Origin of the sequence: Kordiimonas sp. SCSIO 12603, from assembly GCF_024398035.1 — a bacterium.
Taxonomy (GTDB): domain Bacteria; phylum Pseudomonadota; class Alphaproteobacteria; order Sphingomonadales; family Kordiimonadaceae; genus Kordiimonas.
Window position 1 is genome coordinate 1010749 of the sequence record NZ_CP073748.1, and the last position, 16447, is coordinate 1027195.

At 45.9% G+C, this 16447-nt stretch carries 17 protein-coding genes and 1 riboswitch; of the genes, 8 read left to right on the top strand and 9 right to left on the bottom strand.

Annotated elements, in window-relative coordinates:
- The first annotated feature begins 39 nt into the window (after positions 1–39).
- Positions 40–1533 carry a PQQ-dependent sugar dehydrogenase gene (locus tag KFE96_RS04470; RefSeq protein WP_255834803.1) on the top strand — a complete coding sequence of 498 codons (1494 nt, stop codon included), beginning with the start codon at positions 40–42 and terminating at the stop codon, positions 1531–1533.
- Here KFE96_RS04470 and KFE96_RS04475 read toward each other — a convergent pair.
- Positions 1530–2753: a DUF917 domain-containing protein gene (locus KFE96_RS04475; RefSeq protein WP_255834804.1), complete on the bottom strand. Its 1224-nt coding sequence runs from the start codon at positions 2751–2753 to the stop codon at positions 1530–1532. The genes KFE96_RS04470 and KFE96_RS04475 overlap by 4 nt on opposite strands.
- 224 nt (positions 2754–2977) lie before the next feature.
- Here KFE96_RS04475 and KFE96_RS04480 point away from each other — a divergent pair, with 224 nt between their 5' ends.
- Positions 2978–3604: a glutathione S-transferase family protein gene (locus tag KFE96_RS04480; protein WP_255834805.1), complete on the top strand. Its 627-nt coding sequence runs from the start codon at positions 2978–2980 to the stop codon at positions 3602–3604.
- Positions 3605–3650: 46 nt separating this feature from the next.
- Here KFE96_RS04480 and KFE96_RS04485 read toward each other — a convergent pair whose 3' ends face one another.
- Positions 3651–4391 carry a DUF1330 domain-containing protein gene (locus KFE96_RS04485; RefSeq protein ID WP_255834806.1) on the bottom strand — a complete coding sequence of 247 codons (741 nt, stop codon included), beginning with the start codon at positions 4389–4391 and terminating at the stop codon, positions 3651–3653.
- 112 nt (positions 4392–4503) lie between these two features.
- Here KFE96_RS04485 and KFE96_RS04490 point away from each other — a divergent pair, with 112 nt between their 5' ends.
- Entirely contained in the window at positions 4504–5385 is an 882-nt protein-coding gene (locus tag KFE96_RS04490; protein ID WP_255834807.1) for a LysR family transcriptional regulator, read from the top strand.
- A gap of 76 nt (positions 5386–5461) precedes the next feature.
- Positions 5462–5827 (top strand): hypothetical protein, encoded by a 366-nt coding sequence (locus KFE96_RS04495; protein WP_255834808.1) that lies wholly within the window; start codon positions 5462–5464, stop codon positions 5825–5827.
- Between the two features lie 28 nt (positions 5828–5855).
- On the opposite strand, the gene ribB is transcribed toward KFE96_RS04495, so the two are convergent.
- From ribB to rimO, 4 genes are all read right to left on the bottom strand, one after another.
- Positions 5856–6521, bottom strand: coding sequence for a 3,4-dihydroxy-2-butanone-4-phosphate synthase (gene ribB / locus KFE96_RS04500; RefSeq protein ID WP_255834809.1), 666 nt, complete (start codon positions 6519–6521; stop codon positions 5856–5858).
- A gap of 116 nt (positions 6522–6637) precedes the next feature.
- A riboswitch (FMN riboswitch) is annotated at positions 6638–6786 on the bottom strand.
- 62 nt (positions 6787–6848) lie between these two features.
- Positions 6849–7544 (bottom strand): hypothetical protein, encoded by a 696-nt coding sequence (locus KFE96_RS04505; RefSeq protein ID WP_255834810.1) that lies wholly within the window; start codon positions 7542–7544, stop codon positions 6849–6851.
- 56 nt (positions 7545–7600) lie between these two features.
- Complete coding sequence (locus KFE96_RS04510; RefSeq protein WP_255834811.1) at positions 7601–8185, bottom strand: hypothetical protein; 585 nt, start codon at positions 8183–8185, stop codon at positions 7601–7603.
- A 27-nt stretch (positions 8186–8212) separates the two neighbouring features.
- Positions 8213–9601: a 30S ribosomal protein S12 methylthiotransferase RimO gene (gene rimO, locus KFE96_RS04515; protein ID WP_255834812.1), complete on the bottom strand. Its 1389-nt coding sequence runs from the start codon at positions 9599–9601 to the stop codon at positions 8213–8215.
- 114 nt (positions 9602–9715) lie between these two features.
- On the opposite strand from rimO, the gene KFE96_RS04520 reads away from it, so the two are divergent.
- Both KFE96_RS04520 and KFE96_RS04525 read left to right on the top strand, forming a co-directional pair.
- Entirely contained in the window at positions 9716–10186 is a 471-nt protein-coding gene (locus KFE96_RS04520) for a nuclear transport factor 2 family protein (RefSeq protein ID WP_255834813.1), read from the top strand.
- A gap of 69 nt (positions 10187–10255) precedes the next feature.
- Positions 10256–11119: an acyl-CoA thioester hydrolase/BAAT C-terminal domain-containing protein gene (locus KFE96_RS04525; RefSeq protein WP_255834814.1), complete on the top strand. Its 864-nt coding sequence runs from the start codon at positions 10256–10258 to the stop codon at positions 11117–11119.
- A gap of 38 nt (positions 11120–11157) precedes the next feature.
- Here the strand turns inward: KFE96_RS04525 and KFE96_RS04530 are convergent, their stop codons facing one another.
- The gene (locus KFE96_RS04530; protein WP_255834815.1) at positions 11158–12603 is read right to left on the bottom strand and encodes a beta-lactamase family protein; all 1446 of its coding nucleotides are present in this window, start codon (positions 12601–12603) and stop codon (positions 11158–11160) included.
- 200 nt (positions 12604–12803) lie between these two features.
- Between KFE96_RS04530 and KFE96_RS04535 the strand changes: the two genes are divergently transcribed.
- Both KFE96_RS04535 and KFE96_RS04540 read left to right on the top strand, forming a co-directional pair.
- Positions 12804–14012, top strand: coding sequence for an adenosylhomocysteinase (locus KFE96_RS04535; RefSeq protein WP_255834816.1), 1209 nt, complete (start codon positions 12804–12806; stop codon positions 14010–14012).
- 274 nt (positions 14013–14286) lie between these two features.
- Positions 14287–14655, top strand: a complete 369-nt coding sequence (locus tag KFE96_RS04540) for a hypothetical protein (RefSeq protein WP_255834817.1) — start codon at positions 14287–14289, stop codon at positions 14653–14655.
- On the opposite strand, the gene KFE96_RS04545 is transcribed toward KFE96_RS04540, so the two are convergent.
- Positions 14652–15920, bottom strand: a complete 1269-nt coding sequence (locus KFE96_RS04545) for a tyrosinase family protein (protein WP_255834818.1) — start codon at positions 15918–15920, stop codon at positions 14652–14654. The two genes, KFE96_RS04540 and KFE96_RS04545, sit on opposite strands and share 4 nt — an antisense overlap.
- A gap of 12 nt (positions 15921–15932) precedes the next feature.
- Positions 15933–16394 (bottom strand): hypothetical protein, encoded by a 462-nt coding sequence (locus KFE96_RS04550; protein WP_255834819.1) that lies wholly within the window; start codon positions 16392–16394, stop codon positions 15933–15935.
- Positions 16395–16447 lie beyond the last annotated feature (53 nt).

Sequence of the window (16447 nt, forward strand, 5' to 3'; positions counted from 1 at the left end):
TCGCTCTAACTTTCCTACTGTCAGGGTAGGGAGAGCGTGATGCTGAAGAAAATTGGACTTGGTTTTTTGGTTCTGTTGCTGGTGTTAATACTGGCGCTTTGGATTTTCTGGCCTAAAAATTTAAATATTGGTGGTCCGCTTCTTGATTTTGTTACGGGCAAACAGCTTGAAACTCCTGATACTGCAACAATGAATGCGCGCTTCCAGCTGCCTGATGGGTTTAAGCTCGGGGTGTTTGCCGAAAATGTACCTCATGCTCGCATGATGCGTACCACAAGCCAGGGTGACCTTGTGGTTAGCAGTATGCGTGAAGGTAAGGTTATTCTCTTGCATACGGATGATGATGGTGATGGTCGCTCTGATGGTAGAACTGTGCTGCTTGAAGGGCTTGATGTACCTCATGGCCTCGCACTACAGGATGGTTATCTCTATATAGCGGAAACCCACCGGATTATCCGCGTTCCTTTTGCTGCAGCCAGCAGAAAGGTTGGTGCGATTGAAAGTGTGTTTGAAGGTTTGCCACCTGGTGGAAACCACAGGACACGTACAATTGGTTTTGGCCCTGATGGTTGGCTTTACGTAACCATAGGTTCCAGCTGCAATGTATGTATTGAAGAACATGAATACCGCGCTGCTATGTTGAGGATGCACCCTGATGGCAGTGAGGCCCGTATATACGCAACGGGCCTGAGGAACACAGTAGGATTTGATTGGCATCCAATCACAGGTAAACTTTACGGTACAGATAATGGCCGAGACCTTCTGGGTGATGATACGCCGCACTGTGAAATCAACCAGATTGAAGAAGGGCAATCCTACGGCTGGCCTTATACCTATGATGATAAGCAAGTTGACCCAGATTTTGGTTTAGGAAATGAAGATAAGATCGCTGCTTCTAAAGCTATGGTGCACGGGCTTGGTGCACATGTTGCACCGCTTGGCATTAAGTTCCTGAAGCCGAACTTGGCCCCTGAAGGGTATGATAGTGTTGCGCTTGTTGCACTGCATGGTTCATGGAACCGCAGCACGCTTTCTGGCTACAAAGTGGTATCGCTCCATTATGGTGACGATGGTTCAATTGAACAGAGAGATTTCCTTATGGGTTTTGAGGAAAATGAGGATGTGATTGGCCGCCCTGTGGATATCGAACAAGGGCTCGATGGGGCTATTTATATCTCCGATGATTATTCTGGCACCATCTACCGTGTGGGATGGGGTGATATTCGAACCTCTGCGGCCACCACGGAAAATGGGGTAGTGCGTGATCCATTTGAAGGTTTGGGCGAGGACAGCATTCGCTCATTAAGTGCGGTAGGAGAAGTACTGTACAGAGAGCAGAACTGTGCATCTTGTCATGAAGCTGGGCAGGCAGGTGAAGGTGTTCAGGTGAAACTTTTGAAGGGTTTGCAAAGTCGCTACACCTTAAGTGGTCTTCAGGCGCTGCTTGCTACACCACCTGGCCCGATGCCTAGACCTGATATCTCAGATGAAGAGCGCAAAGCCTTAGCAGCCTATTTGCTTTCAACACGTTAGGTAAGGCGTTCTTCAATAGGGATATAATCCACGTCATAACCAAAGTATCTTGGTGCAAAAACGGATAATCCCTCTGCGGTACGCCACAGAGGATCACATTTGAAGCCTAGTACGGTGACAGCTTGGTCTTTCTTGAAATCAGGATTGTTGACGCCTTCTGCTGTTGCTTCATCCACTACGGTGATGAGGTCAGGGCAAGTGGCTATAACTTTACCGTTAAGCTGTGCAACAAGATGTTCGTTTTTATAGTCAAGAAGCATAGTCTGGCCGTTAAAAGTATCTGTGCCGGATAAGGTTAATGTGCCAACAAGGAAACCGTCTTTATCTTCCCAAGTGAAATCTTTTACATATCCACTGAATAATTTATATCCGCCGCCTGCAATGCGTGCTGCTTCAATAGGGTTTTGGCCTTTACTTTTTGCAGTGCGGGCTGCTTTGCCGATTGCTGTAGCTAGTGAAAAGCTTCCGGTTACGAGAGTGCCTTTTTCCTTTGCCTGCGCGCCCGTGATCGGGGCATCGGCAACGCCCACAAGCCTGCTGATAACAGATAGTGTGCGGAAAATGTCTTCTTCCCGAGATGGATCTTGCAGGCTTTGCAGAATGATTTCATCGCCAAACATGGTAACGCCAGCGGCGGGGGTAAGAGGGTAACCAGCAACACGAACAGAGTGTTGGTTGATTTCAGGTGTAGCGCGGCCAACAGTATCAGCATCCAGCGCAGGCACACCAAGCCGTGCAGCAATGGATAGACCTTCTGCCATGCTGAGTGGCCCTATCTCACCGAGAATAACACCTGCGAAAGTTTGCCCTATATGTTGTTCGAGCAATCGAAAGGCATTTAGAACTGGCATTTCTATCTTGTTCGGGATGGTGTTCAGGCGAGTTTCCATTTCACCGCTGATCGGCGCAAGGCTTGCGAGCGCATAAGGGCAGGCAACGCGATCAGTATCCTTTAACGTATCCACGTCTATGCTTTTGAACTGTAAGCCACTGGCTAAATCAGCTGCAATAAGTTCCCGCGCTTCAGAGAGGCTACCTCCACCACCACAGCCAAGGTAGCTGCTGCCCACCAGCGCATCTTCAAGTATTTGTGGTGTTAAAGCTTTGCCACTATTTGGTGATGGATTTGCTGTGTTTGAAGAAAATGCAGATGTTGCGCTCAGGGGGAGTGCGCCTGTTGCAACAGCAAGTCCTTGAAGAAATTGACGGCGTGCCAGCATGGGCTGCTCCTTTGGTTGATGCCCATGGGGAACGAGCATCATTACGGAAATAGAAAGCTCAGAACACTAGATATTAGTAACAATGAATAAGAAACTGAACAAGGGTATTGGCAGAGGGCCTTCAGAGAATATTTCAAACGAAAGTGAACAAAATTACCCGAAGATGGATTTCCTCGAAGGGTAAGTGATCTAGTTCATAAAGAAAGTAGATCAGGGAGCATTTTATGATCAAAGTTCACCATCTGAACAACAGCCGATCTCAGCGTATTTTATGGGCGCTTGAGGAGCTTGGGCTCGAATATGAAATTATCCAATATCAGCGTGATGCGGAAACGCGTCTTGCGCCTGAAAGCTTAAGGGAAATCCATCCGTTGGGGAAATCCCCAGTGCTTGAAGATGGTGATGTGAAAATTGCCGAATCTGGCGCGATTATTGAGTATCTTATCCGCACATATGGCGGCGGTAAGTTTGCTCCTGCCGCAGATAGTGCAGCATACAACAAATATGTGGAATGGATGCATTATGCAGAAGGTTCTGCCATGTTGCCGTTGTTATTAGGATTATACACGAGCTTACTTGGTGAAGCTGCGGCACCGCTTCAACCGCGTATCCAAAGCGAGTTTGCCAATCATTTTGGTTATATGGCGCAGTCGCTTGGTGAACAGCAGTATTTCATGGGTGATGAGCTTACGGGAGCAGATTTTATGCTGAGTTTCCCGATGGAGGCTGCGAATTCAAAAGGCGCGTTAGGCTTTTTCCCTAACCTTGATGCCTATATGAAGCGGATTGAAGCGAGAGAGGCGTATAAGCGCGCTCTGGAGCGTGGCGGACCATATAAACTTGGTGCATAAATGCGTATGGCAGGCCTTGGCCTGCCATTTATGCTATAGGGATCTATTACTGAGGTGTGGTTAGGCGGTAAAACTCCAGCTTTTGAATACCGCTTTCCCTTAAGGGTACATGCTTTTTATAGTCAGGGTTTCGGCTTAACTGAGCAAAGGCATCAGGGGTATCCCATTCAACAAATGTTAGTTGCGCCGGGGCTTCGCCTTTTGTGTTGGCTTCATATTTTGGAGTTTGCATTTTATAGATAAAGCGCCCACCCGCTTCGTTTACCACCTGTTTGATTGCGTCCAGATAGCGGAAATAATCATTAGGGTGTTCAGGGTTTGTCCAGGCAACAACCAGCGTATAGCTTTTTTCCGGATCGAAGGTGATGTTTAGGTCTTGTTCAATGGTTGCGCTGTAGAATTTAATCTCTTTCCAAGCTTCTTTACGCAGCTTTACGATTTCTGGCCACATTGCTTCGTTTGTTAACTTTCTCTCTGACGCTTGATCAGGATAGGAGAAAAACAAAGCCGCTGATGGGCTGTAATCACTTATAATTTTCTGTTCAACTTTCAGGCCTGCTTCTCTTTTCAGCCCATATTTTTCCGCCAGAGGAAAGGCCGCGGAATAATAAGCTTCACGAAGCATGTTTTTCGCTGGATTGGTTTCAGGAAGAACAACGGTAAGGTATTGTCCTTTTTCAAGATGAAGGGCCGGTGCTTTATTTCCAGCATAAACCGGGGAGCTGTTTTGGTGCCATATTCCTGCAATCAGGAATATGGCGATTTGGGCTAACAAGAGGTTTTTCATTTCCATAATCCTCGGCTGTCTTTGGAAGAAATTGTTTTGTGGCACCAAGGTAGGGAAATAATTTGAAGATGTATGGATTTACTTTTGCTTTCTTTGGTGCAAAATTGCACCAATGGAAAATTGGGATGATTATAGATTTATTCTGGCTTTAAGCCGATACGGAACTGTTCGGGGGGCAGCGCATCAGCTGCGGGTTACCCATTCTACGGTTTCAAGGCGGTTAGCGGTGATTAATGACCGGTACGGCGCTCCGGTTTTTGAGCGTATTGCTGGTGGCTATCGCCCTACTGAACTTGGGGACCAGTTACTCGCCGCCGCACGCAGAATGGAACAGATAAATTATGCGGCGAACCGTAAGCAGCGCGCACAAGGTGTTGGTGAAGCGGGGCCAATTACTATTTCTATTCCGGGCGTTATGGGGCAGTTTTTTCTGCTTGATGCACTGGATGAGTTTTCCAGAATGTATCCCGAAATCGAGCTAACTATAAATAGCGGATATCACTTCGCTGATTTGGATAAATCTGAAGCTGATGTGGTGGTGCGGGCAACATCAAAACCACCGGAACACTTGGTGGGCCGAAAGTTATTCTCTTTTTATCTGAATTATTATTGCAGGGTCGATTATCTGGAAAAAACATCTGCTTCAGATGTGCGGTGGATTGTAAATTCGCGCGATCCTGCACCAGAAGAATGGATTGTGAAAACACCGTTTCCCGAAGCACCTATTGGTTGGCGGCTTGATGATTTTTTGTTGCGTCATCTGGCGGCACTTCAAGGGCGGGGAATATACCGGGGCACCTGTTATATGGCTGATCCAGACCCCAATTTGATGGCGCTCGAAGGAAGTGAACCCTTCCCGTGGCAGGATATATGGGTGTTAACGCATCCTGATTTGAAAAACACACCGCGGGTAAAACTTTTGATGCGTTTTATCTCGAAGGTGCTTACGGAAAAACAGGATCTTCTACAAGGCAGGTATAAAGTGTCGCAGTGACAAGCTGTCATCTCTGTTTTGTATCTAACACTTCATAAACTGTCTTTCACATTCATTAGCTGTGAGGGGCTGACTTATGAATATTTATCTGGTGGCAGCAGCTGCTGCATCTTTCCTGACATTTGCAATCCACACATGGGTTGGTGGGCCAGTTATTGCCAAACCACTTGTTGAAAGTGATATGCACCGGGTGCCCAAATATACCAATTATGCATGCTGGCATATTGTTACCATTATGCTTTTTGCGATGGGAGGCGCTTTTCTTTGGGCTGCTTATTTCTCAGATGCCATTGAGCTTGCCTGGTTTGCATTTTTGCTATCAAGTGCAACGCTTGTTTGGTTTGCAGTATTGATTTTATGGAAACGATTAAGCTTGGTTGAATTCCCGCAGTGGGCGCTTTTTGTCACCATTGATATTTTGGCATTTATGGGGTTGGTATAGCCCCCACGGAAGGGGCTATAGAGCTTGTTTATGCCGCGGCGCTATTTTGCGCTTCAAGGTAACCAATCAAATCTTCGATAGTTACGACAGGCATATTGTGGGCTTTACCGTAAGCGCAGATTTGAGGCAGGCGTGCCATGGTTCCATCAGGCAAGGTAAGCTCGCAAAGTACGCCTGCGGGCTTGAAACCTGCCATTCGCACCAGCTCCACAGAGGCTTCAGTGTGGCCGTGGCGAGCCAGAACGCCGCCAGTGTGCGCTCTTAACGGGAATACATGGCCGGGGCGCGCAAGTTCGCTTGGTTTGCAGCCATCTTTGATGGCGGTTTTGATCGTGGTAACACGGTCAGTCGCCGAAACACCGGTGGTTACACCTTCTTTCGCTTCGATAGAAACCGTAAAGGCAGTACCCATACTGGATGAATTATCTGTAACCATCTGCGGTAACTCTAGCTCCTGGAGTTTTTCATCAGGTAGTGTGAGGCATACAATGCCTGATCCTTCACGGATCAGAAGTGCCATTTGCTCTGGTGTAATGGTTTCAGCGGCGAAAATGAAATCACCTTCATTTTCCCGATTTTCATCATCCATAACTAAGATGCCGTGCCCTTCTTTAAGTGCAGCGATAGCATTTTCAACACGCTCAACCGGTGTGCCGAACTCGCTTAGTTCAATTGTTTGATCAGTCTGATTCACTGTTTGTCTCCATAAATTTCAGACAGCAGGAATCAGGGCGTAAATATAGGGAACAGACGCGCAAAACGGAGCACGCCCTATAGCAATAGACCACCCTTAAAAAGGTGTCATATGCTGCTTCCACTCTACCATCCGGACTATACCGTCGGCTCTGGCCTCTCACCAGATCTGCTGACCCCACCACAGGTGCGGTGGGCGCTCGCGGGCTTATCTAAAAAACAGACATACCGCCGGTCAGGAATTTCACCTTGCCCTGAGTACAAGCTATGTATGCTCCAAAAAGGAACACACATTATTTAGAGCGAACCAACGTGTGTTTCAAGGAGATTAACTACTACAGCCGCCGCCACAACCGCTGCTGCATCCGCCACCATCACCGCCGCCATCTCCGGCACTGTCACCGCCTGAAGCACCAAAGATTGCCGCGCCAGAACCTGCACTTGTTCCTGCGGCGGCCGCGGCCATACACTGGATGTGACGAGCATTGAAAATCCGTTCATCAAATGCGGATTTATTAAGTGTGTAGGTAAAGCCATTTTTCACATTAAAGCGTGCATCAAGCGCAAAGAGGGGCGGCAACCTGTCTGGTTTTTTAGGATCTATATTCTGTTGGCGGCATGCATATTTCCAGGCACGCTTAAGGCTATCTTGCGCGGAGTTTTCGCTGTGCATTGCCTCGGAAGGAATATGATGAATAAAGCGGCCAAGCCCCTTTTTGCAGAAGCTTTCATATTCACGTGTTGAAAGAATAAACTCATGCCATGCGTCATCCACAATTTTTGACGGCATAGCGATACCTTTCTTTTTCTCAACCTTATGAATGATGAAGTAGTCTTTCAGGGCAGAGAAAACAGTGTTGATGTCACTATTGCTGAGTTCAGGATATTGTTCAGATAACTTCTTTTTTACATGTTCGGGGAACTGATAATCCGCAAGAAAGGTTGCGCGGCCTGATGCTTTTAAAAGCGCATAAACACCATAAATAAGGCCAATAACAATAATAGCTGCAAAAAATTCAATCATAAATCCCCCTGTATTGCTTTTTTAAATATCTGGGAGGTTGGGCAGGATAAATCAAGTTATGCAGCTGTGTCAGACGGTTTTAAATGGTCTTCAATCGCTCTTTCAAAGTCACGCGGGTTGTCGAGCACCATATGAATGGATTTTATAGGTAAATTCGAGTTTTCAATTAGATTAAGCGCGATATTGGGTTCGGCTAGAAAGACATTGATAACATACTCTTTATCGCGTCTTAGTTCCTGACTGTCTTTTGGTTTGCTGATGTTGCGTATTGAGGAAAACGGTACAGTATGTTTGTTTGAAAAGCCCCAACAGGTTTCGATAACGCCATTCCTGATATCTACTTTGACTGGGCTGTGTTTCCAGCTTTTTAAAATGCCGATAACATATATGAACCCAAGAAAACCAAGAATAAAGGCAGGAAGGCTCCAGCTGGGTTTCAAGAAGATTAGCAGAACGTGAACCGCTACAATTTCCAATAAGGAGGCGAAAAGCATGGCCTTCATCAAACCAACATCTTGGTTGTCATCATAATAGCTGAAATGGATATCAGATTTTATGGAGGCCTTTGGTTTTAACCAGAAAAATAACCCAAGAAGTAGGGTGCTTATGGTTGGATGAAGTTTCGAAATTGTCTCGTACATAAGCACCTCTTATTGGATTAGGGATTGTTACCAATCCCAGTCATCATCATCGTCTTCATCTGTGTCCACAACAACCACGCCGTATAGGTCATAGTCATTGCTTTCTGTGATATAGGCCATCACCATATCGCCGGGGGCATAGGCTGTTGCGCCTTCCAAATATACGCGGCCATCGATTTCCGGTGCATCAGCATATGTGCGGCCAATGGCACCTTCTTCTGTTATCTCGTCAATGATAACGGCCATTTCCATACCAATACGCTTCTTCAGCTTTTCGGCAGAGATTTCCTGCGATACCGTCATAAAACGTTCCCAGCGCTCTTGCTTTACGTCTTCTGGCACTTGGCCTTCAAGTTCGTTGGCTACAGCGCCATCAACAGCTTCATATTTAAAGCAGCCAACGCGGTCTAATTGTGCTTCTTGTAACCAGTCGAGAAGATACTGGAAATCTTCTTCAGTTTCGCCGGGGAAACCCACGATAAAGGTAGAACGAATTACAATTTCAGGGCAGATTTCACGCCATTTTTTTAAGCGCTCAAGCACTTTGGCATCGTTCGCTGGGCGCTTCATTGCCTTCAGTACCTTAGGGCTTGCATGCTGGAATGGGATATCCAGATACGGCAAGATTTTTCCTTCTGCCATCAGCGGGATGACGTTGTCTACATGCGGGTATGGGTAAACATAGTGCAGGCGTACCCAGACACCTAAATCACCAAGTGCCTCTGCAAGGTCTTGCATATGCGCGCGGATTTCGCGGTCTTTCCATTCTTCGGTGGCATGCTTGCGGTCGAGCCCGTAAGCAGATGTATCCTGGCTGATAATCAACAGTTCCTGGGTGCCTGCCTCTACAAGCTTTTCGGCTTCACGAAGTACAGCCCGGATCGGGCGGCTATCCAGATCACCGCGCAGGCTTGGAATGATGCAGAATTTGCAGCGGTGGTTACAGCCTTCTGAAATTTTCAGGTAGCTATAATGGCGCGGGGTTAACTTCAGGCCAGCCTCAGGCACAAGGTGTGTGAACGGATCGTGCGGTTGGGGTGCTGCCTTGTGAACCTCTGATACCACATGCTCATATTGCTGAGGACCAGTGACTGCTAGAACACCGGGTACCACTTCGCGTACCGCGCCTTCATCCACGCCTAGGCAGCCGGTTACAATCACTTTACCGTTTTCGTTCATTGCTTCTTTGATAGCGTTAAAGCTTTCTTCCTTTGCGCTATCGATAAAGCCGCAGGTGTTTACGATAACAACGTCTGAACCCTCATATTCAGGTGAGATTTCATAACCTTCGGAACGAAGCTGCGTGAGGATGCGTTCGCTATCCACCAGTGCTTTTGGGCATCCAAGGGAGATAACACCAACCTTGCTGGTTGCTGGTGCGGCTTTCGGCGATTGAACTGTATCAGTTTGTGTCATGTTATTTCTCTGTGCGGTACCCGTTGGTCGCTAAAGCAAACCATTACACCGCATCGATGTTTCAAATGTGTAGCCCACGCCTTATTTACAAGTACAAATAACGTGGGGGATTCTATGTCGTATTTGAAACTGTTGGCCCTTTTGCCGTTCCTATATCTTTCATCAGCGATTAGTGCAACCGATGAATGCTCTAAAGACTGCCAATTATCAAAGATTCAGGCCTATTTTGCGCACCTTGATAAAGTGAGTATGCAAGGTTCAACAGTGGCTGATATTGATGCGCTACTCGGTGATATGCATGAAGATGTAGAATATATTCATGCTGAATATGATGCGAATTTTGATAGGGCGACTTGGCGCAAAGCATTTATTCGCAACCTTGAAGCAGGTGCATATCAGGACGGGCCTGAGAATATCACACAGATAATCCATACAATTCACGGCAACAGGTTTGTGGCAGTGGAATATCTTGGTGCTTACAAGGATGAGAACGGGAAAAATATTCTGACCGAACCAAGACTGGCAATGTTTGGGTTTAAAGACGGAAAAATCATAAATATCACTGAATATTGGATTGCGAAATAACTGCCCTTGTAACGGCCTTTGCTGAACTTATGTTTAGATAATAACATATAAAAATACAGCGAGGATATTATGAAAAAGATTTTAGTGGCTGCTGCGGCTTATGCAGCAGTATCAATGGCGGTTCCCGCCCAAGCTTCAGATTTTAACTCAGTTCAAACGGATCAATTTGTTGCTGATTTTGCACCTACCGAAGGTAAGAAATATGGCGTGTTGGTACTTGGTGGTTCAGAGGGCGGTAAACCAAAAGATTTGGCTACTAAAATTTCAGATATGGGATATCCGGTTCTGTCTTTAGCCTACTTTAAGGAAGAAGGCCTGCCACAGGAACTGAACGAAATCCCTCTTGAATATTTTGATGCACCGAAAGATTGGTTGCAGGCTCGCGCTGATACAAAAGATGATGGTGTGATTATTGTAGGTTGGTCGAAAGGCGCAGAACTTTCCCTTCTTCTTGCCTCGCGTGATCCTTCTTATAAAGGTGTAATGGCAATTGCCCCAAGCAGCGTTGTGTGGGCTGGTATCCTTAAGGATTGGACGAAAATACCATCGTCCAGCTGGACTGTGGGTGGAGAGCCAATGGCTCATGTGCCATTTGCACAGGGTGTTCAGATAAACTCCCTTGTTGATCTGTATGAGGCTTCTTTAAAGCAGGAAACCTTTGCAGAAAAAGCAGTGATCCCCGCAGAAAATATAAGAGGTTCCGTTCTTCTGATGTCTGGCGGTATGGATGAAATCTGGCCAGCGGGTATGATGGCGGATGATGTTTGCAAGCGTATGGAAGCTGCAGGGGGTAGTTGCTCCCACGCACATTATCCAGATGCTGGGCACCTTCTAAACCCGGATTATCCTATTGGCGGCACTGATGAGGGTAATAAAAAAGCGGGTGTGGATAGCACTGCCAAGATGAAAGCTTTTCTGAAGAAATTGAATTAATAAAGAAAGGGCGCTTTCTATAGCGCCCTTTTTAAAATCTATTCGGTTTCAGACAGCCGTTTGATAGTAGCTTCAATGCGCTTCATCTGTTCAGCGCCGGGGTTATGCTCAGTTGCTTTTCGGTAAAACTCAATGGCATGTGCTTTATCACCAGAACGTTCGTAAGCATCAGCGAGGCTATCGTAAGTGTTCCAGGAATTTGGAAAGTCCTCAATGTTTACTGCGAATAGCTTGATAGCACTTTCAAAATCTCTTTTACGCATCAACATATAGCCTACATCATTGATAATAGCTTCCATGTTGATATCTGAATTATCAGCCTTCAACTTCATGTAACGTGCGATAGCATCATCAAAATCATAAGCTAAAAAGCTGTTTGTGACTTGTTCGTGGATAAGTTTGTTTTTGTCATACAGTTTCTCATCCACAAGGCTTGCAACATGGTTGATGACCGTGTTGTGGATAATCTGATATTCAAACCCATTGCTTAGATAGATGATGGTGAGATCTTCTGTTGGGAATTTCCTGAAGCTGGAAACACCACCCCCCGTGAAACCGATGCTATCCACGCCTGCAAGAGGATAATAATCCCAGCCGTGCATGAAACGGCGATCTGAGTTGCTGTAATGGAACTGCTGCCACATCTGCTGCTTGGTGCTGTTTTTCAGAAGTTCGCCTTTATCAAGGCGATTGTTCCATTTTATGAACTCATTAAGACTGATATTGAGCCCGTTCGAGCTGTGTGCAACGGGGCCAGCATTGAAATCAAGCCGTTCATAGGTTTTAGACATCCGGTTAAAGTTATATTTCACAATCCGGTTTGGAATAACCTCGAAAGCATTGGAGTTAAAAAGAGCCGATTTGGTATTTTCAAGTTGGCGTGACAGGACAAAATCTTCAAAGCTTTGCCCAGAAAGCTTGGCGATAATCCGGCTTAAAAGCCAGAAATTGGTTTGATTATAACGGTATCTTGCGCCTGTTTCGAACTGCATATCATCTTCCGCAAGGCGCTCTATGATTTCCGCTTCAGTTAAATCTTTGAAGGCTAATCGGTGTTCCAGAATATCTGGCAGGCCTGAGGAATAGCTGAGCAAGTGCTTTACCTGTACCTTTTTCCAATTCGCCGGGAAGTTCGGGAAAAGGGTGTGGACATAAGTTTCCACAGAAAGCTTGCCTTCCTCAATAAGCTGGAAAACAGCGACTGATGTTAAAAGTTTGGTGGATGAATGTACCCAGAACATCTGATTTTTCGATAAAGGTACACGGTGCTCCAGGTTCGCATAGCCATAATATCCTTCGTGGATAGTCTTACCATCTTTGATAACAGCAAGGGCAATACCGGGAATGCCGTGGACCGCCATGACTTCGCGGATGTAGCTATCAATTTTCTCTTGGGTAGGGCTCTCGGTTGTCGCTCTGGTTTTCAGCGGTACTGCGATAAACACTGCACACAGCAGTGCCATAGATAAGAATAGTCTGCACATTGTGCATATCCTCTCTGTCTAGAGTTCACATTATATGTGGTGCCGCATGTATATTTTTATACTTATGAGAGAATATTTAGATGTTGTGAACTCAGATTCAATTAAACCTAAGTTTATTAATTCTCTTCATTGGCTGTAAAGGAAGATGGCTTTATACTCTACCCATCAATCACTAAATAACGCGCCTTGAAGGGACGAACGTGAACTATGAAAAAACGTATGAAATAGAAGATATCAATTTGGCCCCCAGTGGCCGCAAGCGCATTGAATGGGCGCGGGCAAACATGCCTATCACACATTCAATCGGTGAAAGGTTTGAGCGTGAAAAACCTTTTCAAGGCAAAGCCATTTCTATTTGCCTGCATCTAGAAGCCAAGACCGGGGTTTGGCTTGAAGCACTCCGCAAGGGCGGTGCAGACATCGCAATTACTGGCAGCCCGGGCACCACACAGGATGATACCGCCGCAGCCCTTGTCGCTGATATGGGCATATCTGTTTTTACTCGTAAAAATGAAAGCTTTGAGGAACATCTATCCTACTATGAGCGTGTGTTGGAATTTACTCCTGATTTGATCGCCGATAATGGTGGGGACCTACATCATCTGATCTACCAACACTCTGAGTTTTCTCACCTACAAACCAGCCTTATTGGAGCGACAGAGGAAACCACGACTGGCGCTAACCGTATTCGTAGAGAGGAACTGACAGGCAATTTTCCAACCTTTGTAATCAATGATACACAAGCAAAGCGGATTGTTGAAAACCGCTTTGGTGTAGGCTCCAGTGTGATGGACGGTATTATGCGGGCCACCAATATTATGCTGCACGGGAAACGGGCTGTAGTCATTGGGTATGGTTATTGTGGCTCTGGCGTAGCGCAGCGTCTCAGGGGCTTGGGTGCACATGTTGTGGTAGTTGAGGCGAACCCGCTCACACGCCTTGAAGCACACCTCGAAGGGTTCCAAACCGCCGATCTTACGAATGCGGTCTCGGTTGCTGACCTCGTGATTACCGTGACCGGTGAACGCGGTGTTTTAGGTGCTGAGCATTTTGCAGTGATGCAAGATAAAACCATCATTGCCAATGCGGGTCATTTCGCCAGTGAAATAAGTGTTGATGCGTTAGCTGATATGTCTACTACCTCCTCTGAGGTGAGGGAGCATATAACGGCCTATAGTCTATGTAATGATAATACGCTTTATCTGCTGGCAGGCGGTAATCCCGTTAATCTGGCGGCAGGTGACGGCAACCCGATCGAGATTATGGACCTTGGCCTCGCTCTACAGGCACTTAGCCTTGAACGCCTTGTGTTAGGCGCAGGAGATTATGAAAACACACCGCAGATAGTGCCAGAAGATATTGAACGCCTTGTTGCCGAAGGCGCTCTTAAATATTGGGCAGGTGTTTGATCTTTAGATGAAAAATTAGATCAGTTATGTAGTGTATGAAACAAGGTAGGTTGGTTTTCTGCCTTGTTTGCTCCATTACTTTTTACCTCATATGAGTGAGTGGAGTTTCAAATTGACTATGCTACTTTTTTGAAGACAGGGCTGAAATTCCATAGATCGGGAACGAAACAGGATATTATCTTTTTTATGATGACGGCAGTAACGTTATTTTGCCCGGCGTGTGCAAGGTGCTCGATACTATGATATATTTCTCAATGTATGATAGGAGCAATGTATGCGGGTTTTAATATCTATGCCTTGTGGAGTAGGTGAAAAAGGGCAGGTCTTACATTTTAAAGGCATCGCCCCTTTAAAGGATAGCGTACGGTTCTGTTTCTTTATTGAAATGCCAGATGGTAAACGGATGAATGTAGGGGAGTTGGCATCATATGGGTTCGGGGAAAGCCTACATGATGTTTATGAAGTAGGCGTACCAAACAATAGAGCGTCGGCTCCTAAATATGATGCATTCTTGGAAATCCCCAATGATATTATCCCAATCATTCAAACCCATAATATTCGAGAACTATATTGTGAGCTAGAAGTAGTGAATGCTACAGATGCAGCATTCACATATGATGAGTTGGAGTTAATACCCGCTTAGCGGTGTGTTACAATTGATATGCCCTTGTACGGCAAGTCTGCAACTGGAACGGGTCGGTTGTCTTGATCTGTTACCGTAATCGTCAGTACGATCATATCTTGCCCATTGTCTAAATAATCCTTCAAGGGGTTCGTAATATCTTGGTAGGAATCGAATGGGGTAAGATGATGTTTTGCCCTTTTATCATAAGGATTTGGTTCTGGAACGGAACAGTGGCCTGGCGCACCCGGACATTGGCCATGGCCTAATATCACGAATCTTGCTGCACCCGTAAAGTCAGCCACTGTATCCGTTTCTCCAATCGCGATATTGATAATCAGTGTTTCTTCCGCTTTTTGCAGGCCTTGAATTTCAAGAAAAGCATGCTTGAAGCTACGATCTGAAACGGGAATTCTAAGATACCCAGTATTAGCGTTCGCAGATGGAGTGATAGCTGCTTCATCTCCATCTGTTTCAGGGGTGAATTCGCTATCAGCATATGTGTAACCAAAATATGCCGTATCCATAGTGTCCTGGCCTTTATAAGGAAAGGGGGCGCATACCCAGTTGAGGACAGAAGTTGGTACAGTGCTGTTGCCGTTATGGCGCTGCCATTCAAACCATTGGCGGTCTACATTGCAGTGGTGACACCAGAAAATCGGATCATAAGCAGAAAGAGGTACACGCCCCATATCGCCGCCTACCCAGACATGTAAACCATTATGGGGTTGTTCGAGTGCGGGGTGGAAACGATCATAAGTTTGTTGCCTTAGTGCAAGTTCATACTGGTTTCTAAGATTAGAAAGTTCATCGTTAGGGTGTGGGTTCCGGGTGGTTTGAGTGTTAGTCACTTGTGAGTAAGCAGAGAGAAGTGGATTGGGTTTGGTTTCGCCGGTATCTAGGTCTGTATATGTTTCATCGGTGAATGCGTCTGGAATGCCGATCAAATGGGCATCTTCTGCTGACCAATCCCAATAGGGTAGCATAACAGTTGGAACAATATCCTGCAGCCTCTGCTCATATTCATATAAATATGCACGGTGCCATGTAGGGAAATTGGCATTACCATGTTGGCAGTAAACTGGAGTTGGGTATCCGTGAACACCTGCTATCCACTGATAACCCCGTTCATCGTTATTACCGCCCTCTTCGGAAATTTTATATAACCCCTCAATAGCTTTTCTAAAGTCATTCAATTCTCTAGCTGACAAATGCAGGATGTTTTTGCGCATTCTTACGCCACCTAAAGAAGCTCGAATAGATGTGGCATTTACTGTTTCAGTCATAATAAACCCTTATTAAATTTGAGCATTCAACCAACGTTTACTTTGGTCAATGATGGTTACACTCAACAAATAGCCAGCAGAGGTGCCAATACCCATGCCAGCAATCATCGCAGCGTTAAGAACAACGCTGTTAAAAACTGTCTCTTCCATGAAATGAAAACTTGCCAGATCGCCAGCTAGCATCATGCCTGCAAACATCGTAATAGCGCCGATCGTGTGAATGGTAATGATCTGTAGCCGATTAAAGTGGTGTTTAAGGCAGAGGCCTGCTTTGAGGCAGGCAGGTATGCAGAATAGCAGCATGCCGATTGTCATGCCGCTAAACAGAATAAGTGAAATTGCCCCTGAATGCAGAGCGTGGTGGTTTATAGGAAACAGTAGATCACCAAGGATCATGCCTGCACCACCAAATGATATTGCTCGTAAGCCGCAATTACAGGAAAGAGATGTAGCTTCTTCTAGTGTTAGAGACATATATCACCAGTCTTTGAGTGGAAGGATATACTTAAAACTACCTTTTAAATATA